The sequence below is a fragment of the Streptomyces sp. CA-181903 genome (assembly GCF_050937075.1).
Classification (GTDB): Bacteria; Actinomycetota; Actinomycetes; order Streptomycetales; family Streptomycetaceae; genus Streptomyces.
The window spans coordinates 6,028,234-6,048,896 of sequence record NZ_JBNJLY010000001.1; the positions used below are offsets into that span (position 1 = coordinate 6,028,234).

Below are 20,663 nucleotides of genomic sequence, written 5' to 3' on the forward strand. Positions count from 1 at the left end.
CTCGGCCCGAGGGAGGGGAAGGGCTCAGCGGGCCGTGGCGGGGGCTGTGGCGGCGACGGCGATCGGCACGCGCCGGAGGGCGTCCGGCGGCGGCGCGCCGACGGGGCGGACGGCCGGGACGGCGGGGGAGACCAACGAGCCGGATGAGCCGGACAAACTGAATGAGCCGGAGGAGCTGAATGAGCCGGACGAGCCGGACGGGCTCGCTGAGCCGGACAAGTCCGCTGAGCCGGGCAAGTCCGCCGAGCCCGATGACCCGGAGGACGCGGCGGCGCGGGCGCGGATGCGGCGGCAGACGGTGAGCGTCCAGTCGCCGCGGGCGCCGGCGGCGCGGTGTTCGGCGGCGGCGCACAGCAGGTCCCAGAGCCCCGCGGCGCTCCATTCGGTGAAACGGCGGTGCACGGTCTGCCAGGAGGCGCCGAACACGGGGGGCAGCCGGCGCCAACTGCAGCCGGAACCCGCCACGAACACGATGGCGGCCAGCACCTCGCGGTCGTCGGCCCGGCGCTGCCCGCCACCCTGCGGCCGTTTCGGTGTGGGCGGTATCGCCTCCTTCGCCAGGTGCCAGAGGTCGTCCGGGACGAGGCGTCCGGTGAGGACGGTCGGCGCGGGCGCGGGCAGGGAGAGGGCGAGGGGGTTACGGAAGTCCGGGGCCGACGGGCGGGTGGATAACGCGGGTGAGCTCACTTCGTTGCCTCCGTAATCACGTGTGCACGCGGTAGGGGAAACGGGGGGTGCGCGTCGTTCTTCGGCCGGTGCCTCGGCGGTGGGGACCGGGCCGGTTCCTTTCGGCAACTGCCGTTCTGCCAGCGGGGCATTCGGGACGTGTGGCCCGAGATCCCGAAAGAGCGCCCTTAAATCGTTGGCCAACACAATGATGGATGTACCGCCACAGAAGCGGCAATGTGATCCACGTCACCAAATGTTTTTCATGTCTCACTTGGTGGCACGCCGGCCTGCGATGTCGGGAAAATTGCCGAGGAACTCGCGCGCCCCGTCGTCCGACCCCGTCACCGAGCGTGGCAGAGGCGGCCGGGCGCCGCCGACGCAGAGTGAACCCTCTTCCGAACGTACGAACTTGGACGGCGGCCAAGTGAGACGCCGGGCCGGATACCGTGGCGGCATGGTGCGACTGAGAGTGGAATTCACCACGGAGCCGTTCGACCTCGACCGCCCGCCCTCGCACGCCGTCGTGGCCCGGGACGTGGTCCAGGCCGCCGGCCTCGACCACGTGGACGTCGGGCCCTTCGGCAACACGGCCGAGGGCGGGGCGGAAGCGGTCCTCGCCGCCGTGGGCGAGCTGCTGCGCCGCTCGATAGGCGCGGGCGCGACGCGCGTCTCGCTCCAGGTGAACGTCCTGGACGCGCCCGACGGCACCCCGAGGACCGGCCCGTGACGAACCCTTCCCCGAACTCTTCCGCGAACCCCGCCCCAAACCCTGCCCCGGGCTCCTCCCCGGACCCCTCCCACCCGGAAGCCGACCGCTTCCGCGCCGCCGTGGCCCCCCTCGTGGAGGCGATGGGCGGCCTCCTCCTCGACCCGGCCGAGGCCCTACCGGACGACGTGGTCCTCAGCTGGGAGGGCCACGAGGTCCTCGCCGTCCGCCTCCCCCACCTCGCCGACTCCCTCGACCGCATCCTCACAGACCTCGAACGCCGCCACGGCGCCCCCCTGGCGCAACTCGACCGCAAAACCAAGCAGTCCATCGTCCGCAACCTGGAATCCCGCGGCGCCTTCACCCTCCGCCACGGGGTGGAAAAGGTCGCGGCGGCGCTGGGGGTCAGCCGGTTCACCATCTACAACTACCTGAACCGGACGGAGTAGCCGAGCGGCCGGCCGGCCGACCGCGCCTCGCACGCACGCACGCACGCACGCACGTGCCTGCCGTCCCGGCGTCAGCCGAGAAGCCGCGCCGCCGCCCGCCACCCGCGGACCCGGGCCGTCGGGACGGCCGCGACACCGGCCCCGTCCGTCCCCCGCACCCGTGTCATTGCGCCGCCTCGCCCAGGGCGCGGTGCGGACCGGCCGCCGCCCTCGGGGCTCCGATCCGGTCGCGGCGGAACGCGAGTTCGGCCATCCGCCGTTCCGGGCCCCGGCGGCGCAAGAGCAGGTGGCCGGCGAAGGAGGCCGGGCCGAAGAACACCTGGGCGGGGATCAGCGCCGCGGCGTGCCCGGTGACCGCGCCGACGATGTGCAGGGCGGCCACCGGGGCCACGGCGCCGAAGAGCACGACCAGCACGATGCCGGTGCGCAGCCCCGCCTTCCCGTACGCCTTGTAGGCGGCGGTGGTGAAGAGGGCGTAGGCCAGCAGGTCGCCCATGCCGAGCACGGCGCCGAGGTCCCCGATGCGCAGCCCGGCCGCGGGGGCGAAGGGGTAGCCCTGGATCGCGTCGGAGAGTTCCTCGGTCAGGGGGACGACCCAGGCGAAGAACGCGTCGTAGGCGGTGAGCGCGAGCAGGAACCACGCGACGTTCTTCAGCCGCATCCCGCCCTGGACGTTGATGTTGGTGGCGGAGACGACGACCAGGCCGACGACGCAGCTGTTGGCGATCCAGTACGGCGCGGCGGTGTCGCCGAAGGCGAGGTGGGCGCCGAGCACGGCCGCGATCAGCGTGGCGATCAGCGTCCAGCGCAGCCTTCCGTCGCCGATGACGGGCTGGTAGCCGACGGACAGCCCGCCCGCGAAGGCCAGCGCGAGCACCACCGGCAGGACCGCGCCGGGCAGCGCCAGGTAGAGGTACGGCAGCGCCAGGACGAAGCCCATCATCACGAAGATGTCGGCGCCGTTGAAGACGCCGATCGGCGGCCGGGCGGTGCGGACGGTGCGGAAGTAGCCGACGGCGCCGACGCACACCGCGAGCGCCAGGGCGCAGCCGACCGCGAGTTGGAAGAAGACCGTCATGCGTGGCTCCGGGTGAAGGTGTGCTCCAGCAGGTCGCAGCGGAGCGGGAAGCGCAGCGCCGCTTCCGCGTCGTCCAGCGGCAGGACGGTGGCGTCGGCGTCGATGCCCTCGGCCCGCAGCCGTTCGGTCACGTCGGCCGGGCCGAGTTCCTTGGAGACGACCTCCACGTGCAGCCGGCCCCGGGCGGTGACCTCGGCCCGGTGGCGCAGCGGCCACGGCAGGCCGGGGGTGCCGTCCAGGGCCTCCACGATGTCGCGCGGGGTGACGACGGCGTCGGCGGTGCGGTACAGCCGTCCGGCCTTGCCGAGGATGTGGGACACGGCGGGGACCGAGGCGAGTTCGCAGGTGGGCTCGCCGTCCAGAGTGCGGACCAGGTCGCCGGTGTTGTACCGCAGGACGGGCATGCATTCGCGGTAGGGGAAGTACGGGGTGACCGTCAGCTCGCCGAGGCGGCCGGGCCCGGCGGGCTCGCCCGTCTCCAGGTCGAGGACCTCCGTGTACCCCATGTTGGGGTCGAGGTGCAGGTGGTGGTGGGTACAGGTGCGGCCGCTGACGGGCAGCAGCTCGGTCATCCCGAAGGAGTCGCCGACGGTGCGCGCGCCGAAGGTCTCGCGGAAGGCGGCCGCCAGGTTGCGGGACAGCATCTCCCCTCCCGCGTAGACCGCGCGCAGCCCGAAGTCCTGAGGCCCGTAACCGCGTTCGCGGGCGACGCGCACCATGCGGGCGAGGTAGCTGGGATTGCCGGTGAGCACCGTCGGCCGGGGGCCGGAGCGGCCGAGCAGGTGCTCGACGGACTCCTCGGGCGGGACCTGTCCCACGACGTGACAGGCGGCGTTGGCGAGGCGGCACACCTCGACGTCCTCCTGTACGGCGGCGGTCGCCCGCGAGCTGAGGTTGATCTGCATCCGGTCGCCGGGACCGAGGTCGCCGCGGAGCACCAGGGACAGCGCGATCAGGGCGGGCCACAGCTCCATCTCGTAGCGCGAGAGCCAGATCTGCACCGGTGCCCCGGTGGTGCCGGTGGTCTGCGTCACCAGGTACGGATCGCCGCAGAGGAAGTCGGCGGGGCGGGCGATCAGGTCGGCCTTGCGGGTCACCGGGACGCGGGTGAGGGTCTCGGTCGTGATCCCGGCCGGGTCCACTCCGGCGAGCCGTTCCCGGTAGAAGGGCGAGCGTGCGGCGAGCCTGCGCACCGTGCGCTGGAGCGCCCGGTTCTGCAGGTCACGGCGCTCGGCCGGATCGGTGAACGGTCCGTCGGCCAGTTCGTCGACGTCGTCGCCGAGCGAGCCGAACTCCTCCAGCGTGACGAGCGCGTCGGCGACCAGCCGCTCCACGGCCCGTACGTTCAGCCGCCGGCCGAACACCATGGCCGTGGCCACCCGCACCTGCCGGACAGCCGTCTCCAGCACTGATGCCTCCCTCGCACCTCGAACAGGACGAAGGGGTGGGGGCGGCTCGCCGCCCCCACCCCGGGGTTCACGTCAGCTGGCCGAGCAGGTGCCGAAGAAGACAGCCGTCATCGCACCGATGACGTACTTGAACTGCTTCGCGCTCGTCTTGATGGCGCTCATTGGTGCCTCCCCTGTTCGCTGTGCGTGGACGTCGGCCCGACTCCCGCGGGAGTGCCGGCGTTCCGTCCCTTGACGAGAGACACAGTGGCGCGGCCACCTCGCACGGGCAATGATCGGGTCCACTCAACGGACCGGGGGCGGCAGGGGAGCGATCCGCCGGGGCGGCTCCCGGCTCGCTGTGCACTTCGTCACCGGCGGTGGCGTCACTGTGCAGGCGTTTACTGTTCATCGAGCAGAGGCTGAAGTAGGTTCACGGCTGCCGGTGTTCGAGAACGAGGCGACACAGCGCTGCCCGGACAGTGACTGGAACAAGGATGTGCACCTCCCGGACTGGAACGACGGCCCATACCAGCTGTGGCGCCGCAGCGCGTCGCCCCGGCTGTCTCATGGGTCCGCCCGCCAGGCCGGACGGGCCGCGTGCCTCGTCGCCGACCACCAAGGCGAAGGGTTCTGACGGGGGAATGGGGCCGTCCGATCGACGGCCCGGCATGAGAGGGGGACCCTCATGGCGAGATCCGGCGCCGAGGGACGCGGCGTGCTGGAAGGCGCGTTCGCACTCATGGAGGTACTCGCGCACGACGACGAGGTGGGGCTGACCCGGCTGGCCAGCGACGCAGCGCTGCCGAAGGCCACCGCCCACCGGCTGCTCGGGCAGCTGGTCGCACTGGGCGCGGTGCAGAGTCACGAAGGCCGCTACCGGCTGGGCCCGCGGACGTTCCGGCTCGGGCAGGCCTGGCATCCGGCGCGCGCGCTGCGGGCCGCCGCGGCCCAGCCGTTGCGGGAACTCGCGGCGGTCAGCGGGGAGGTGAGCCTGAGCCTGTCAGTGCCCGAAGCCGGGCACATCATGGTCGTCGGGGGCATGCGGGGCGAGGTGGACGAGGTCTTGCCGCTGCGCTCCGGGGTCGTCCTGCCACCCGGCAGCGCGGCCGAATTGGTCCTGGCGGCGGCCGCCCCGGTGCCGGAGCCGCCCGCGGGGTGGACGGAGGCCGCTTGGGCGCGTGAGGCCGCGAGGGTCCGGGAGCGGGGGGTCGCGTTCGACTACGAGCAGTGCGTGGAGTCGCTGTCGTGCGTGGCGGCTCCGGTGCACTCGGCGTCCGGCGAAGTGGTGGCGGCCGTCGCGGTGACCGCCCTGGACGCGAAGCTGATCCCCCCGCTGTCCGACGCCGTGAGCCGTGCGGCGTCGATGATCAGCGGGAGGCTGGCCCGCCTGCCGGAGCCCGCGCCCAGGCCCCGCAGGGCCGGGCCGGCCCCGAACCGGACCGTGCGGCGCTTCGCGGGCGCGGCCGACCCGGGCCGCTGAGCCGACGGCCGGCGGCCGGGGCCCGCGAGTCGTACCCCGGGCGCCGGCCGCACCGTCACGTGTGCGGCCGCGCCTCGTGTACCGCGCGGCGCCTCGACCGTCCGCTTCCCGGCGGCGACCCCTTGCTTCACCGCGGCGATCCCCTGACCCGGCCCTCCGGGTGGGTGTGGCAGGGCCACCCTTCTCACGCTGCCGGCCCGTACGTTGGTCGGTATGAACGACAACCGGCTGAGTGAATTCCTGCGGGCCCGGCGTGCGCTGGTGCGTCCCGAGGACCACGGGATGCCTTCGGGCGCGCGTCGCACCCCCGGCCTGCGCCGTGAGGAGGTGGCCGTCCTCGCGGGGGTGAGCACCGACTACTACGTGCGGCTGGAACAGGGACGCGAGCGCAACCCCTCGTCCCAGGTGCTGCGGGCCCTGGCGGCCGCGCTCCTGCTGAAGGAGGAGGAGACGGCTTACCTGCGCGCCATGGTCGATCCGCCACCGCGCCCGCGTCCCCGGTCCGTTCGGGAGTACGCCGGTCCGCAACTGGTGTCCTTGCTGGACGCCTGGCCGGACACCCCGGCCCTGGTCTACGGCCGTTACCTCGACCTGCTGGCCGTCAACCCCCTCGGCGAAGCGCTGTTCTCCTGGCTCGACGGCGAGAACAGCCTGATCACCGCCATGTTCCTGAACCCGGCCGCGCGGGACTTCTACCGCGACTGGGCCGTGGTGGCGCAGGGCTGCGTGGCCGCGCTGCGCGCCGCGAACCCCGCCCCGGACGATCAGCGGCTGCGCGAACTCGTCGGCGAACTGTGCGTGTGCAGCGACGATTTCGCCCGCATGTGGGCGCGCCACGAGGTACGGGCCAAGACGGCCTCCGCCAAGCGGTTCCGGCACCCGCTGGTCGGCGATCTCACCCTGGACTTCGAGACCTTCTCCGTCAACAGCGCCCCCGGCCAGCACCTGGTGGTCTACCGGGCCGAGCCCGGCAGCGCCGCCGACCGGTCGCTGACCCTGCTGGGCGACCTCGCCCCCACCGACAACCGGAACGTTCACGACACCGTCCAAGACGAAGGGCACATCCCGCATGAACACCTCTGACTCCCCTGTCGACTCTCCCGTGTGGTTCATCACCGGCTGCTCCTCCGGCCTGGGCCGGGCACTCGCCCACGCCGTGCTGGAACGAGGGTGGCGCGCCGTGGTCACCGCCCGGGACCCCGAGAAGGTCGCCGACGTGATCGCCGGACACGGCGAACGCGCCCTCGCCCTGCCGCTGGACGTCACCGACGCCGGACAGATCGCGCGGGCCGTCGACCGGGCACAGGAAGCCTTCGGACGGATCGACGTCCTCGTCAACAACGCCGGTTACGGGTACCTCGCCGCCGTCGAGGAGGGCGAGGACGACGAGGTGCGCGCCTTGTTCGACACCAACGTCTTCGGCCTGGTCGACGTCACCAAGGCCGTCCTGCCCGGCATGCGGGCCCGCCGCTCGGGCCACATCGTGAACATGTCCTCCCTCGGCGGCCTCGCCGGCTTCGGCGCCACCGGCTACTACCACGCGACCAAGTTCGCCGTGGAAGGTCTTTCGGAGTCCCTCGCCGCCGAGGTCGCCCCCCTGGGCATCGGCGTGACGATCGTCGAACCCGCCGCGTTCCGCACCAACTGGTCAGGCCCCTCCATGCGCCAGTCCGCCGCGGTCATCGACGACTACGCCCCCACCGCGGGCACCCGGCGCACCGGCACCCTCTCCACCTACGGCCACCAGCCCGGAGACCCCGCCCGCGCCGCCCGGGCCGTCATCGACGCCGTCACGGCCGAAAACCCGCCGCTGCGCCTACTGCTCGGCAAGGCCGCGTACGACATCGCCACCGCCAAGCTCGACGCCCTCAAAAAGGACTTCGACGGCTGGCGTGAGGTGACGCTCGGCGCCGACTTCCCCTCGGAACCCGCCGAGAGCTGACGGCCCCTCAGGTCGCGGCTCGTCGCGCATGACCGTCACGGTGGCGCCGCAGGGCTTCCAGCCGCTCATCGTGCTCGTGCCGGAGGAGCGCGACGCGGCTGCCGTCCTCGCGGCGCTCGGCCGCTCGCAGCTCCACCTCCAGGGCGCGGAGTTCGCCCTCCTGGACGTCGCAGGGCGGACACGGTGGTGTCGTGGGCGGGCGCGAGCCGCTGCTGTGCGGCAAGTGGATGGGGTGGGAAGGGTCATTCATCGGTTCCTCGGGTGGCAGGTGGGACAGGAGCACGGCGGAAAGCGGAGCGGTGAGTCCGGCGGGCGGTCGGCCTGGGGCAGATGCGTGACCGTGATCCCGTACGTCCGCCCACCGTCCCGGGAGACGCGCAGCGTGAGGCGGGAACGCGGCTTCTTCGGGCCGGCACTCATCGCCGCTCCCAGAGGCCGGCGTCCTTGAGCTCCCGCACGGTCGCGATGCGGTGGTCATCGAACGGGCAGTCCCATTCGCTCCCGCCGTCCGGCGAAGACAGCACGATGTACGTGGACTTCTGGCGCACCACTTGGCCGAGTCGGCCGTCGCGGGTGTCGGTGGCCCAGTTGCCGTATCTCACCACTGTCCGTCGCTCCTCTCGGCCGACCGAGCTTCCGTCGCCGGTTTTCTGAAGTGCACGAAGCCGTTGTGGGCCTCGATCGCGGTGACGAAGGCGCGGTACTGGTCTTCCGAGCGGGGCAACATGGCGGGGTGCACCGTCAGGAGAGCCTTGGCCCGGCCTTTTGAGAAGTAGTCGATGGCTCGGTCGAGGTTCCCGCGCTCCGCGGACCGGCACCGCTCGCCGGCCCAGGCGATCGTGCCGACGACGTGCCAGCCGAGGGCGTAGGCGCAGTCTCGGCACTCCTGGAGAGCAAGTGGCAAATCGCCCGCGGTCGCCGCGTGGACGTAGATCACGCAAGGGAACTGCTCGACGGACGACTCGAAGCCGGAGGCTATGTCCAGTAGGCGGCGACGACGCTCACGGTCGCGCGCCGAACGGTTTCCTGCGGGGGTGTGGTGCGGTTCGCCACGCTGTTTTCCCGGCATGCCCGCATCTTGCTGTGAGAGGCGGGGCGGGAGAACCGACGAAGCGTACGACCGCTCAAGGTCACCGAGGGTGACTCGTACGCTCCGTATGAGTCACGCGATCAAGGGCACGCCGATGAGCTCGCTGATGCTGCGGACCCTCGCCGAGGACACCTTCGCCAGGCGGCGCCCGATCACGCCGGGGAGAGCCTGGTGCCGTACCCACTCGGGTGCTTCGAGTCCCACCTCGATGAGCGTGTCACCGGCCTGGTCGTAGAGGCCGGCGGCACATTGAGCGAGGGCCACGTCGAGCCGGTACCGATTCCTCGCCACCATGGACATGTTGCGGGGAAGCCCCCGCATCCCGGGTTCCGTGGCGAGCTTCAGGGCACGCCCGAAGTTCTTCAGTGCCACATGGACGCCCACGGCCTCCGCCTTGGCCGCTGTCGGCCCGAAGCTCGTGCCGTAAAGGTCCACGTCCCGGCCGAGGCGGGCGGCCGCGGCCGTTGCCTGTGACAGGTAGTTCTGAGCCGACTCCTCGTCCTCATGACGGGAGGCGGCAACCGCGGCAGAGATCATCAACCGGCCGTAGGCGACCAGTTCCGGTTCCGACGCGCGGCTGAACCTGGGCTCCACCGTCAGAGCGGCGCGCTCGGCGACGGCCATGGCCCGTGGGAGCTTGGCGCTGCGGAGGTACACCCACGACAAGGTGGACTCCAGCAGGGCGAGGAGCACCGGGTCGTCGGCCGCGGTGGCCCACCGCTTCGCCGAGACCAGCGCCCCCAGGGCGAGATCACGCTGCCCGAACCCGTTGGCACACGACGCGGCCACGCGGTAGGTACTCGCCAGGATCGCCCCGAGCCGCTCGCGCTCGGCTTCCGTCGCGGTCGCGTAGCGGGTGTGCCCCTCCAGGAGCACCTTGGCGGCGAGTGTGCTGACGTGGATGTTGTCGCCGGCCCAGTACGCGGCCCATGCCTCGTCCCGAGCGTGGGCGAGTTCCGCGATGCTGCTCGGGTCCTCGATCGCCTCCCAGTCTCCCAGCGCACTTTCGTGGACGGCGTCCGAAAGGCGTCGCAGCGCCGTGCGGTCCTCGCGGTTCATGCCGTGCCGCGGCGCCTGCTGACCGAGGATCACGGACACATCCGTGCGGAGCGCGGCGGCGAACTTCAGCAGGGACCCCACGGAGAGGTCCCCTTTGTCCTGCTCCGCCTTCTGCACCAGGGCAACGGAGACGCCGGCCGCCTCGGCGAGGCCCTGTTGCGTCATGTCGGAGCCGCGCAGGGCCTTGATGCGCTTGCCGGTCGTGAGATCCGCCCAACTGGCCATGGCCACCCCAAGAGATCGGAGAGCTTGGTGACTTACCACCCGATGGTAGGCATTGCGGGGTCGGCCTCGTGCCCCGAGCGGCTGGGGTGGATGGAAAGGGCGAGCTGGGACAGCGGCGGACGTGGCCACTGCGCGACGTGCGGTCGAGGGACGAAGGATGGGTCCACCCGCGACCGTAGCGGCGCTACGGAGCGGCCTTGGCCGTCGCCGAGGACGGGTGGGACTCGACGCCCGGGCGCACCCCGATCAGCGCCGACACCCGGCGGACGCGGGCTGTCGACGCCCGTCCGACCTTCTGCACGATCACGCTGGGCAGCGCTTGGTGGCGGGCCCACACGGGGGCTTGGATCAGGGCCTTCTCCAACGTGTCGAGGGAGGCGTCCCACAGCCGGGCGTCGGCCTGGGCCATGGCCTTGTCCATCGCGAAGCGGTTGCGCGCGGCCTCGGTGAGGGTGTTCAGGCTGTTCTCCGGGATGCCCCGGATCAGCTCCAGGGCCTTGCCGGCCTGCCCGAGCGCCACGGCGATGCCGACCGCCTGCGTGTCCGCCGTGACCGGACCGAACAGGGTTCCGTGGGCGCGGTGTTCGGTGCCCAGCCGGGCGCCCGTCGCGGTCGCGAGGGACAGGAAGCCCTTGACCACGTCCTTCTTCTGCATGCGGCTCGCCACGACCGCCGCGAAATTGATGTGCGAGCCGTAGACGGTCAACTGGGCCGGGGTCGCTCGCGAGAACCGCGGCTCGATGTCCACCGCCGCCTTCTCCGCCAGGCGCAGCGCGTCCTCCAACCGCGCGTCGCGCAGGTACACCCAGGCGCGGCCGGACCTGACGAGGGCGGGCTGCAGCTCGTCGTCCGACCGCTCCGCGGCCGCCTGCGCCTGGCCGATCGCCGCGTAGGCGAGGTCGCGCGCCCCCATCAGGTTCGCGACGTACGCCGCCAACCTGTAGGCGTCGGCGAGGAGTCCCCACGCGGTGCCCTGTCCGCCGGTGGGACGTTCGCGGAGGTGAACGGCGGCCTCGGCGAGAACCGGCACCACCAGCGCCCCGGCCTTGGTGTAGTGCCCCTGCCAGTAGAGGTCCCAGCACTTGCCGATGGCCGTCCGGAGGGCGCGCTCGTCGCTCTCGGCGGCGGTCTCCGGGAACATCCCGGCCGCGGTGTCGTGCACGGCCTGGGAGAGGGCTCGCAACATCGTCCGGTCGGACTGCGCCATGGCCCGACGCGGGGCCTGCTGCCCCAGGAGGACCGACGTGTCCACGCCCAGTGCGTCAGCGATCCGCATGAGCGTGTTGAGCGAAAGCTGCTTGTCCTGCTCGGCCTTCTGGACGGTGGCGATGGACAGGCCCGTCATCTCGGCCAGAGCGGCCTGGTTGACGTCCCTGCCCCGCAGGATCTTGATGCGCTCGCCGTTGCTGTAGTCGCTCCACCGCATGGCCGATCACTCCGTTCCACCGTCGGTCACCTTCGAACGTACCCGTCCCGGCCTCTCGGAGCCCAGTGAAGGCCGGGAACGGGCGGCACAGTTGACGGTGGACGGGTGGCCTGGCAGGGCGACCCGCCGCAGCAGGGGCCGCGACGGCCGAGGCCCAGCCGACAAGTCACCTCGCCACCAGGCGCCGCGCCGTCGCCCGCAACGCGTGCGCCGTGTCGATGGCGGCGGTGCGGGACCGGTGGGCGGCTTCCCGGAGGGGGCCGAGGGTGCGTTTGCCCGGGCCGTGGGTCAGCAAGTCCTCGTACAGGGCCAGGTGTTGTGCGGCGATGCGGGACGGGGTGAAGCGGGACGAGTTCCGGTGGGCCGCCTCTCCCATGCGTCGGCGCGTCGCCTCGTCGCGGATCAGGGCGCACAGCGCGGCGGTGATGCCGTCCGCGTCGCCGGGGCGGACCAGGCGGCCGTCGACGCCGTCGGTGATGATCTCGCGCGGCCCGCTCGGGCAGTCGGTCGCGACGACCGGGAGGCCGCAGCGCATGGCCTCGACGATGGTCATGCCGAAGGATTCCCGGTCGGAGGTGGAGACGGCTATGGACGCCTTCGCCAGTTCGGATTCCAGGGTGCCTGTGTGGTCGTCGAGGGTGACGTGGTCGTTCAGGCCGAGGGCGTCGATGAGGGTGGTCAGGGCGCGTCGCTCGTCGCCGGTGGTGTCGCCGCGGCCGTAGATGCGGAGCCGCCAGTCGGGGTGGGCGGCGACGACGCCGGCGAAGGCCCTGATGAGGAGGTCGTAGCGCTTCACCGGGATGAGGCGTCCGGCGGCGACGACGACCTTGCGGTCGGGGTGCTCGGCCGGGGCCGCGGCGGGTTTCGCGGCGGGGACGCTGTTCGCTATCGCCCGTACCCGTACCCCCGGCAGGGCGAGCCGGCGGTAGGCGTGCGCGTCCGCTTCCGTCACGGTGGTGAGCGCGTCCAGCAGCGGGTAGCGGTGGCGTATCTCGTGGCGCATGCGCAGGCCGTGGCCGGAGAGGGTGAGGTGTTCCTGGCCCACGCGGATGGCGGCGGGGTGGGCCTGCCGGGCGATGTGCACGTTCAGGCCCGGCCGGGTGCCGACGATCACGTCCGTCCGCAGGCCGGACAGGCAGTCGCCGATGCGTTCGTCCGTGAGGCGGCTGTACTGGCGGTGCCGGCCGTCCGCGCGGGGAAAGATCCGGGCGGGACGGGCGTGGCGGGGATCGTCGCCGTCGTAGTGCGGGGAGTCGCGCCACAGGTCCACCAGATGGGTCAGCCGTACGCCCGGCGGGGCGCCCATGGCCGGCGTCCCGCGGTAGCGGAGGGCCGAGATGATCTCCACGTCGTGGTCGGCGGCGGCCAGCGCGGTGGCGAGGTTGAACGTCGATCTGATCGTGCCGCCGATGGTGTAGGCGTTGTGGAGGAGGAAGGAGATACGCATGGTTCGCACGCCTCCGGCGGTTGGCGGCTGGTGGGGCTTGGGTGGTGGGGGCCCAGCATGCGGGAACCAGGCCAAAGATGATCTAAAGAACCCAAAGGTCGTCTTCAGGGAGAATCCGCCCGACGTGACAGGCTTCCTCCCGTAAAGGCACCCCGCGGTGAAAGGCGCCCTGCCGTGACAGGCATCCTGGTCATCGAGGACGACCCGCAGCTCGGCCCCGCCCTCCGGCGCGGCCTGACGGCGGAGGGCTACCGCGTCGAGCTGGTCCGCGACGGCAACACCGGCCTGGAGCGGGCCCTGACCGGCGGCCACTCGGTCATCGTGCTCGACATCATGCTCCCCGGTCCGAACGGCTACCGCATCTGCTCCGCCCTCCGCGCCGCGGGCCTCACCACGCCCGTGCTGATGCTCACCGCGAAGGACGGCGAGTACGACGAGGCGGAGGGCCTGGACACCGGCGCCGACGACTACCTGGTCAAGCCGTTCTCCTCGGTGGTCCTCCTCGCACGGCTGCGGGCCCTGCTGCGCCGGGGCGCGGCCGGCACCGCCGCGGCCGACCGGTCCGTACTGCGCGTCGGCGACCTGTGGGCGGACGTGACCGCCCGCCGCGCCGGCCGGGGCGACGTGGAGCTGGCGCTGACGCCGAAGGAGTTCGCGATCCTCACCTGCCTGCTGCACACGCCGGACCGCCCGGTGTCGAAGGAGGAGATCCTCGACGAGGTCTGGGACCCGGCCTACACCGGGGGCACCGCCATCGTGGAGGTCTACATCTCGACGCTCCGCAAGAAGGTCGACGCCCCCTTCGCCACCCACAGCATCGAGACCGTCCGCGGGTACGGTTACCGCCTCACCCCTCGGGAGCAGCCCTGATGGCTCGCACTCAGCCCCCGACGGCTCGCACCCCAGCCCAGACGCCCCGTACTCCGGCCCTCCTGCGCCGGCTGCCCGGACAGGCGCGCATCGCGCTCGTGGCGGGGGCCGCCGCCCTCCTGCTGTGCGGAGCCGGGGCGTGGTGGCTGTACCGGCACGTCCGGGCCGACGCCCACCGGACGACGGACTACCGGGCCTTCGAGCTGTCCACCCAGCTCGCCGCCCAGGCGGCCGCCGGCAGGGAGATCCTGGGCGACCCGCTGCGGGGCTGGCCCCTCATCGAGATCGACCGGGAAGGCCGTACCGTCGTCGCGGCCGGCGGCACCCAGGACCTCGTCGGCCTGCCGGCCCTGCTGCCGCCGCCTCCCGCCCCGCCGCCCCGCCGGGCGACCGGCAGCCCGGAGCGCGGCACGGTCCACGTCGGCGCGGTCGACGAACGCGAGCACGACCGTTTCCACCGCCCCGACGGCACGCTGAAGCCGCCGCCCAGTAGTGACACCTCCGCCGAGCAGAAGGCGCTCATCGCCCACCGGCAGGCCCATGTCCTCGCGCACCGCACCCTCACCGTCTTCGCCACCGCCGTGCACACCCCCGCGCACGCGTGCGCGCTGCCCACCGAGGCCGACGGATCGTGCCGTGCCACCCTCTACGTCCTCGTGCCCTCCGACGACGCCGACCTGGCCGCCGCCCCCTTGCGCACCCCGCTCATGGCGGGCGTCCCGCTGGCCGCGCTGCTGGTCGCGGCCGTGGCCTGGGCAGCGGCACGCCGCTCCCTGCGTCCGGTCGAGGCGATCCGCCGGGAGGTCGCCGAGATCACCGACACCAGCCTCGACCGCCGGGTCCCCGTCCCCGACGCCCGCGACCCCGTCCGCCGCCTGGCGCTGACCACCAACACCACCCTGGACCGGCTGGAGACCGCCGTGGAACGCCAGCGCCGCTTCGTCGCGGACGCCTCGCACGAACTGCGTTCCCCCGTCGCCGCGCTGCGCTACGAGCTCGAGACCGCCCTCGCCCACCCCGACACCGTCGACGCGCACGAGACGCTCCACCACGCCCTCACGGCCACGCGGCGCGTCCACGCCCTCACCGAGGACCTGCTCCTGCTGGCCCGCCCCGACCGGCCCGCCGCCCACTCCCTGGTCGACCTGGCCGGCCTCACCGCGGAACTCGTCCACGAGTACCGCCACCGCGGCCACCCCGTCGCGCTGCGCACGAGCCCCGACCGGGCCCCCGTCCGCGGCGACGGCGCACAGCTCCACCGTCTGCTGCGCAACCTCCTCGACAACGCGGTACGGCACGCCCGCACCGCCGTCGTCCTGGACGTCACCACCGACGGCCGGACGCACACGGTCGCCGTCCGCAACGACGGCACGCCCCTGGCCCCGGACGAGTGCGAGCTCGTCTTCGAGCGGTTCACCCGCCTCGACGAGGCCCGCACCCGCGACGCGGGCGGCAGCGGCCTCGGGCTCGCCATCGCCCGCGACATCGCCGAGCGCCACCACGGCGCCCTCACCGCCCGCTCCGACCACCCGCGCCCCGGGACCACCTTCACGCTGACGCTCCCCGGCCCGCCGGACACGGCCCGATGAGCTACCAGGGCACCACGTTCCCCTCGTGGTCGACGAAGTGCAGGCCCCGCTTCCCCCGATGGGCCTCCATCGTCTCCACCACCCCCGGAACGCTCTCCTCCACGCTGAGTTCCGCCTCCGGGCCGCCCAGGCCGGTGCGGACCCAGCCGGGGTCCATCAGCAGCAGGGTCCTGGTGTCCGAGGCGTGGCGGGCGGCGTGGCAGCGCATCAGCTGGTTGAGGGCGGACTTGCTCGCCCGGTAGAGGTCCTGGCCGCCCTCCGTGTTCAGGGAGACGCTGCCCTGGTCGGACGACATGACGCCGATGGTCCCGGCCGGGGCGACCAGCGGGCGGAGGGTCTCCACGACGCGCATCGGGCTCAGCGCGTTGGTGACCATGACCTCCGTGAACATGTCCGTCGGGACCTCGCCGATCGGCAGGTCACCGCGCGTTATCGCGGCGTTGACGAAGAGGAGGTCAAGCGTCCGCGACGCCAGCCGGTCACGGAGGGCCGCGATCTGGTCCGGGTCGGTCATCTCCAGTGATTCGACGGTCAGTCGGCCCCCGGACGTATCGGTGTCGGCCAGCTCGTGCAGGCCCGTACGCCGGGTGCCGCGGACCGTGCCGACGACGTCCCAGCCGCGCCGCAGGTACGCGGCGGCGATCCCGAGGCCCAGGGTCCGGGAGGCCCCGACGACGAGGGCGGTCTTGCGGTTCTCGGTCATGCTGGTTCCTGTTCTGGGTACGGGCCGACGGACAGGCTCCCAGTCTCCGAGCGGGGTCCGCCGGGCGTCCAATACCCTTCCCTCCCCATTGATACCGTTCGGGCATGGATCTGGACCTGCGCAAGCTCCGCTACTTCGCCGCGGTCGCCGAGCACCGGCACTTCGGCCGGGCGGCCCAAGCGCTGTTCATCGCCCAGCCGGTCCTCAGCAGGCAGATCCGCGCCTTCGAGGACGAGTTGGGGTACCGGCTGCTCGACCGCACCACCCGCAGCGTCGAACTCACCGCCGCAGGACGGCAGCTGTACGACGAGGCGCGCAGGATCATCACCGTCGTCGACGCCGCGCTGCGGCGGGTGCGGGAGGCCGACCGCGGCGAGCAGCGGCTCGTCGTCGCCTTCTCGCCCGGCCTCCATGTGTCGGAGGCCATAAGGGAGTTCACGGCCCGTCATCCCGAGGTCGCCGTCGACGTGTTCCCGCTGCGCTGGTGGGAGCAGGACGCACCGCTGCGCGACGGCCGCGCCCACGTCGGCTTCCTCCGGCGCCCCTTCGACGACGCGGGACTGCGCACCGTCCCCATCGGGCGCGAGCACAAGGTCGTCTGCTTGCCCGTCACGCACCCGCTGGCCGGCCGGACCGCGCTCACGGTCGCCGACCTCGACGGCGAGCCGATCCTCGACGTCAGGAAGCGGCGCACGTCCTCGCTGGACGAGAAGTTCGAGCTCATCGCCTCCGGGCAGGGCCTCGCGCTCGTCCCGCTCAGCGTCGCGGGCTCGTACTCCCGCCCCGACCTGGTCTACCTCCCGGTCTCGGACGCCCTGCCCGTCGAAACCTGCCTGGCGGTTCCGGAGGGCGACTCATCGGGCCCCGCCTCGGACTTCCTCGGCATCGCCACCGCGACGCTGCGCCGGTGCTCCGGTGGGAACGAGGGGGAGACCGGCGGCGACCGCGGCTGGTTCGACGAGTTCCACGACCGCCGCCGATCGCGGCGGCACTCCTGATCGGCGGCGCCGGGCCCGCATGAGCGCGGCTGCGCCCGGGTATCCCGCCAGGCGTGGTTTTTCAACAAAGTGTTGACGCCGAGGTGTCCAGGGCGTTAGCTGTGCGCAGCGCGTCCGAGTGCGGCGAGAAGCGCCACGGAGGTTCCCGTGTCTTCGAGTTCGGTGCCGGGGCTCACCCGGTTCAACGCGGCGGACGACAGCGCGGCCAAGGCCGCGCTGTCGGAGGTGTGCGCGAGTACGGCGTGGGTCGCGGAGGTGCTGCGCGGCCGGCCCTATCCCGACGTCCGGGCGCTGCTCGCCGCCTCCGACGCGGCGGTCGGGCGGCTGGACGCGGCGGGGCTCGACGAGGCGCTCGCCGGGCACCCGCCCATCGGGCGGCCCACCCCCGGTGACGCCGTCTCGGCCGGTGAGCAGCGCGGCATGGCCGGCGCCCCGCCCGCGCTCGCCGCCGAGGTGCACGAGCTGAACCGCGCCTACCGGGAGCGGTTCGGCCACGTCTTCCTCGTCTGCGCCTCCGGGCTGACCGCCGAGGAACTGCGGGACGCCCTGCGCAGCCGGCTCGGCAACCCGCCCGAGCGTGAACGCGACGTCGTGAGAGCCGAGTTGGGGCGCATCAACCGGCTGCGGCTGACCCGGCTCGCCGAGACCACCCCCGCGGGCGCCACCCCCGCGGGCGCCCCCGCCACCGTCTCCACCCACATCCTCGACACCGCCGCCGGCCGCCCCGCCGCCGGCGTGACCGTGGCCCTCACCGCCCGTTCCCAGGGCGCCTGGTCGGCGCTCGGCGCCGCCGAGACCGACGGCGACGGGCGGTGCGGCGGCCTCCCCGCGCTGCCCGGGGACGCCACCCACGCGCGGCTGCTGTTCGACGTCGGGCCCCACCTGTCCCGTGAACGAGCCGGGGGCGCAGCGTTCTTCCCCGAGGTCACCGCGGTCTTCGCCGTGACGCCGGGGGAGCACTACCACGTACCGCTGCTGCTCAGCCCCTTCGGCTACTCCGTCTACCGAGGGAGCTAGCACGCCATGCCCGAAGCGCCCAGCCAGCCTGTCGATCGCGCCGTGCTCGGCCAGAACCAGTACGGCAAGGCCGAGTGCCACGTCGTCCGCGTCACCCGCGACGGCGCGACACACCACATCAAGGACCTCGTCGTCTCCGTCGCCCTCTCCGGCGACATGGAGGACGTCCACCGCTCCGGCTCCAACGCCAACGTCCTTACCACCGACACCACCAAGAACACCGTCTTCGCCTTCGCCAAGGAGCGCGGCATCGCCTCGGCCGAGGCGTTCGGCATCCACCTCGCCCGGCACTTCGTCACCAGCCAGGACGCCATCCACCGGGCGCGCATCCGCGTCGAGGAGCACGCCTGGGAGCGGATCGACGCGCCCGGCGCCGGGGACGCCCGGCACTCCTTCGTCAGAGCCGGCCGCGAGACCCGTACCGCGCAGATCACCTACGACGGGACGGCCTGGGAGGTGATCTCGGGCCTCAAGGACCTCGTGGTCCTCAACTCCACCGGCTCCGAGTTCCGCGGCTTCGTCAAGGACCGCTACACCACCCTCGCGGAGGCGGACGACCGCGTCCTCGCCACCGAGGTCAACTCCCGCTGGCGGTACGGCTGGACGGACGACGCCCGGCCCGCGCCGGAGTGGGACGGGTCCTGGTCCGCCGTCCGCGGCCACCTGCTGCACGCCTTCGCGGACACCTACTCGTACTCCCTCCAGCAGACGCTCCACGCGATGGGCAGCCGGGTCCTCGAACACCGCCCGGAGATTGAGGAGATACGCCTCTCCCTCCCCAACAAGCACCACTTCCTCGTGGACCTGGAGCCCTTCGGCCTCAAGAACGACCACGAGGTCTACTACGCCGCCGACCGCCCGTACGGCCTGATCGAGGCCACCGTCCTGCGCGCGGGCGCGGAACCCGGCATCCCCGTGGACCTCACCTGTCTCTAGGACTCTCCAGGGCCACGCCCCCACGGCACCACCGCACTTCCGGAGGAACCGCCAACGTGACAGCCGCACAGCCGAAGCGCCGCACCGTCATCGAGAACTGCGCCCTCGCGACCGTGGACGCGCACGGCACCGAACACCCCACCGGCCACCTCGTCATCGCGGACGAAAGGATCGAATCCGTCGGCCCCGGGCCCGCCCCCGCCGGACTCGACGGCGTCGTCCGCCGGGTGGACGCCGGCGGCCACCTGGCCACCCCGGGCTGGTCAACACCCACCACCACTTCTACCAGTGGCTCACCCGCGGACTCGCCCAGGACGCCGTCCTCTTCGACTGGCTGAAGGCGCTCTACCCGATATGGGCACGCATCGACGAGCCCATGGTGTACGAGGCGGCCCGCGCCTCCCTCGCCATGATGGTCCGCGGCGGGGTGACGACCGCCGCCGACCACCACTACGTCTTCCCGCGCGGCAGCGGCGACCTGCTCGGCGCCGAGATCCGCGCCGCCCGCGAACTCGGCGTGCGGTTCCACCCCACCCGCGGCTCGATGGACCTCGGCGAGTCCGACGGCGGGCTGCCGCCGGACTTCGCCGTCGAGACCCTGGACGCCGCGCTCGCCGCCACCGAGGAGGCGATCGACACCCACCACGACCCGTCCCCCGGCTCGATGCTGCGCGTCGGCGTCGCGCCCTGCTCGCCGTTCTCCGTCACCACCGACCTGCTGCGCGAGGCCGCCGCGCTCGCCCGCCGCAAGGGCGTCCGGCTGCACACCCACGGCTCGGAGACGGTCGAGGAGGAGCGGTTCTGCAAGGAGCGGTTCGGGATGGGCCCGACCGACTACCTGGACTCCACCGGCTGGCTCGGCGACGACGTGTGGATGGCCCACTGCGTGCACATGGACGACGCCGACATCGCCGCCTTCGCCCGCACCGGCACCGGCGTCGCCCACTGCCCGTCCTCCAACGCCCGGCTCGCCGCAGGCACCGCGCCCGTCCCCGCGATGCTCGCGGCGGGCGTCCCGGTCGGGCTCGGCGTGGACGGCACCGCCTCCAACGAGTCCGGCGAACTCCACACCGAGCTGCGCAACTCCCTGCTCGTGCACCGACTGGCGGGCGGCGCCGAAGCGTTGACGGTACGTCAGATGCTGCGCATGGCGACGCACGGTGGCGCGCGGGTGCTCGGCCGGGCGGACGAACTGGGCTCGCTCGAACCCGGCAAGCTCGCCGACCTCGTCCTCTGGCGCCTCGACGGACTCGGCCACTCCACCGTCGCCGACCCGGTGGCCGCCCTCGTCCTCGGCCCGCCCGCGCCCGTCACCCTCTCCCTCGTCCACGGGCGGACGGTCGTCGAGAACGGCCGGCTGGTCACCGCCGACGAGGACGCCATCGCCCGCGCCGCCCGCGCCGAATCCCGCCGCCTGGCCCGCATCGCGGCGGGGGACTGAGAGTCCTCCCCACCCCGCGACGCCTCCGGAAACCGTGCTGCCCATCGGCGGTGCGCACAACGACAGGAGGAACGCCCCCGTGACCGTGCCCAGCCCGTCCGCCGACGCCGCCGCCACCGAACCGCCCGAATCGGGGCCGCCCCCGGC

The 20,663-nt window shown here is 72.8% G+C and carries 21 protein-coding genes and 1 pseudogene; 12 read left to right on the plus strand and 10 right to left on the minus strand.

Annotated features, from left to right (window positions below):
- Window positions 1-24: 24 nt before the first annotated feature.
- Window positions 25-687, minus strand: a complete 663-nt coding sequence (locus ACQEVS_RS26835) for a transposase (protein WP_433024327.1) — start codon at window positions 685-687, stop codon at window positions 25-27.
- A gap of 439 nt (window positions 688-1,126) precedes the next feature.
- On the opposite strand from ACQEVS_RS26835, the gene ACQEVS_RS26840 reads away from it, so the two are divergent.
- Together ACQEVS_RS26840 and ACQEVS_RS26845 are read left to right on the plus strand one after the other, a co-directional pair.
- The gene (locus ACQEVS_RS26840; RefSeq protein WP_433027925.1) at window positions 1,127-1,396 is read left to right on the plus strand and encodes a thiamine-binding protein; all 270 of its coding nucleotides are present in this window, start codon (window positions 1,127-1,129) and stop codon (window positions 1,394-1,396) included.
- A gap of 122 nt (window positions 1,397-1,518) precedes the next feature.
- The gene (locus ACQEVS_RS26845; RefSeq protein ID WP_433027928.1) at window positions 1,519-1,824 is read left to right on the plus strand and encodes a helix-turn-helix domain-containing protein; all 306 of its coding nucleotides are present in this window, start codon (window positions 1,519-1,521) and stop codon (window positions 1,822-1,824) included.
- A 163-nt stretch (window positions 1,825-1,987) separates the two neighbouring features.
- Here the strand turns inward: ACQEVS_RS26845 and ACQEVS_RS26850 are convergent, their stop codons facing one another.
- The gene (locus ACQEVS_RS26850; protein ID WP_433024329.1) at window positions 1,988-2,902 is read right to left on the minus strand and encodes a hypothetical protein; all 915 of its coding nucleotides are present in this window, start codon (window positions 2,900-2,902) and stop codon (window positions 1,988-1,990) included.
- Window positions 2,899-4,311: a phenylacetate--CoA ligase family protein gene (locus ACQEVS_RS26855; protein ID WP_433024331.1), complete on the minus strand. Its 1,413-nt coding sequence runs from the start codon at window positions 4,309-4,311 to the stop codon at window positions 2,899-2,901. The genes ACQEVS_RS26850 and ACQEVS_RS26855 overlap by 4 nt, the downstream gene beginning before the upstream one ends.
- Before the next feature lie 424 nt (window positions 4,312-4,735).
- Here ACQEVS_RS26855 and ACQEVS_RS26860 point away from each other — a divergent pair, with 424 nt between their 5' ends.
- From ACQEVS_RS26860 to ACQEVS_RS26875, 4 genes are all read left to right on the plus strand, one after another.
- The gene (locus ACQEVS_RS26860; RefSeq protein ID WP_433024333.1) at window positions 4,736-4,927 is read left to right on the plus strand and encodes a hypothetical protein; all 192 of its coding nucleotides are present in this window, start codon (window positions 4,736-4,738) and stop codon (window positions 4,925-4,927) included.
- Between the two features lie 51 nt (window positions 4,928-4,978).
- Window positions 4,979-5,773: a helix-turn-helix domain-containing protein gene (locus ACQEVS_RS26865; protein ID WP_433024335.1), complete on the plus strand. Its 795-nt coding sequence runs from the start codon at window positions 4,979-4,981 to the stop codon at window positions 5,771-5,773.
- A gap of 213 nt (window positions 5,774-5,986) precedes the next feature.
- A complete protein-coding gene (locus ACQEVS_RS26870; protein ID WP_433024337.1) occupies window positions 5,987-6,856 on the plus strand; it encodes a helix-turn-helix domain-containing protein in 870 nt (289 codons plus the stop codon).
- The gene (locus ACQEVS_RS26875) at window positions 6,843-7,715 is read left to right on the plus strand and encodes an oxidoreductase (RefSeq protein ID WP_433024339.1); all 873 of its coding nucleotides are present in this window, start codon (window positions 6,843-6,845) and stop codon (window positions 7,713-7,715) included. The genes ACQEVS_RS26870 and ACQEVS_RS26875 overlap by 14 nt, the downstream gene beginning before the upstream one ends.
- 7 nt (window positions 7,716-7,722) lie before the next feature.
- Here ACQEVS_RS26875 and ACQEVS_RS26880 read toward each other — a convergent pair whose 3' ends face one another.
- From ACQEVS_RS26880 to ACQEVS_RS26905, 6 genes are all read right to left on the minus strand, one after another.
- The gene (locus ACQEVS_RS26880) at window positions 7,723-7,965 is read right to left on the minus strand and encodes a hypothetical protein (RefSeq protein WP_433024341.1); all 243 of its coding nucleotides are present in this window, start codon (window positions 7,963-7,965) and stop codon (window positions 7,723-7,725) included.
- A 166-nt stretch (window positions 7,966-8,131) separates the two neighbouring features.
- A complete protein-coding gene (locus tag ACQEVS_RS26885; protein WP_433024343.1) occupies window positions 8,132-8,317 on the minus strand; it encodes a hypothetical protein in 186 nt (61 codons plus the stop codon).
- The gene (locus ACQEVS_RS26890; protein WP_433024345.1) at window positions 8,314-8,784 is read right to left on the minus strand and encodes a hypothetical protein; all 471 of its coding nucleotides are present in this window, start codon (window positions 8,782-8,784) and stop codon (window positions 8,314-8,316) included. Before ACQEVS_RS26890 ends, ACQEVS_RS26885 begins: the two co-directional genes overlap by 4 nt.
- 93 nt (window positions 8,785-8,877) lie before the next feature.
- Window positions 8,878-10,089 carry a helix-turn-helix domain-containing protein gene (locus ACQEVS_RS26895; protein ID WP_433024347.1) on the minus strand — a complete coding sequence of 404 codons (1,212 nt, stop codon included), beginning with the start codon at window positions 10,087-10,089 and terminating at the stop codon, window positions 8,878-8,880.
- A gap of 184 nt (window positions 10,090-10,273) precedes the next feature.
- On the minus strand, window positions 10,274-11,515 hold the full coding sequence (locus tag ACQEVS_RS26900; protein WP_433024349.1) for a helix-turn-helix domain-containing protein: 1,242 nt from the start codon (window positions 11,513-11,515) through the stop codon (window positions 10,274-10,276).
- A gap of 166 nt (window positions 11,516-11,681) precedes the next feature.
- Window positions 11,682-12,962: a glycosyltransferase family 4 protein gene (locus ACQEVS_RS26905; RefSeq protein WP_433024351.1), complete on the minus strand. Its 1,281-nt coding sequence runs from the start codon at window positions 12,960-12,962 to the stop codon at window positions 11,682-11,684.
- A gap of 174 nt (window positions 12,963-13,136) precedes the next feature.
- On the opposite strand from ACQEVS_RS26905, the gene ACQEVS_RS26910 reads away from it, so the two are divergent.
- Together ACQEVS_RS26910 and ACQEVS_RS26915 are read left to right on the plus strand one after the other, a co-directional pair.
- Window positions 13,137-13,832, plus strand: coding sequence for a response regulator transcription factor (locus ACQEVS_RS26910; RefSeq protein ID WP_433024353.1), 696 nt, complete (start codon window positions 13,137-13,139; stop codon window positions 13,830-13,832).
- Window positions 13,832-15,421, plus strand: coding sequence for a sensor histidine kinase (locus tag ACQEVS_RS26915; RefSeq protein ID WP_433024355.1), 1,590 nt, complete (start codon window positions 13,832-13,834; stop codon window positions 15,419-15,421). Before ACQEVS_RS26910 ends, ACQEVS_RS26915 begins: the two co-directional genes overlap by 1 nt.
- 1 nt (window position 15,422) lies before the next feature.
- On the opposite strand, the gene ACQEVS_RS26920 is transcribed toward ACQEVS_RS26915, so the two are convergent.
- Complete coding sequence (locus tag ACQEVS_RS26920; protein ID WP_433024357.1) at window positions 15,423-16,124, minus strand: SDR family NAD(P)-dependent oxidoreductase; 702 nt, start codon at window positions 16,122-16,124, stop codon at window positions 15,423-15,425.
- A gap of 104 nt (window positions 16,125-16,228) precedes the next feature.
- Between ACQEVS_RS26920 and ACQEVS_RS26925 the strand changes: the two genes are divergently transcribed.
- From ACQEVS_RS26925 to ACQEVS_RS26940, 4 genes and pseudogenes are all read left to right on the plus strand, one after another.
- Entirely contained in the window at window positions 16,229-17,122 is an 894-nt protein-coding gene (locus ACQEVS_RS26925; protein ID WP_433024359.1) for a LysR family transcriptional regulator, read from the plus strand.
- A 147-nt stretch (window positions 17,123-17,269) separates the two neighbouring features.
- Entirely contained in the window at window positions 17,270-18,139 is an 870-nt protein-coding gene (gene uraD / locus ACQEVS_RS26930) for a 2-oxo-4-hydroxy-4-carboxy-5-ureidoimidazoline decarboxylase (RefSeq protein WP_433024361.1), read from the plus strand.
- A 6-nt stretch (window positions 18,140-18,145) separates the two neighbouring features.
- Window positions 18,146-19,075 (plus strand): factor-independent urate hydroxylase, encoded by a 930-nt coding sequence (pucL, locus tag ACQEVS_RS26935; protein WP_433024363.1) that lies wholly within the window; start codon window positions 18,146-18,148, stop codon window positions 19,073-19,075.
- 56 nt (window positions 19,076-19,131) lie between these two features.
- Window positions 19,132-20,516 (plus strand): annotated as a pseudogene (locus ACQEVS_RS26940) (8-oxoguanine deaminase).
- Window positions 20,517-20,663 lie beyond the last annotated feature (147 nt).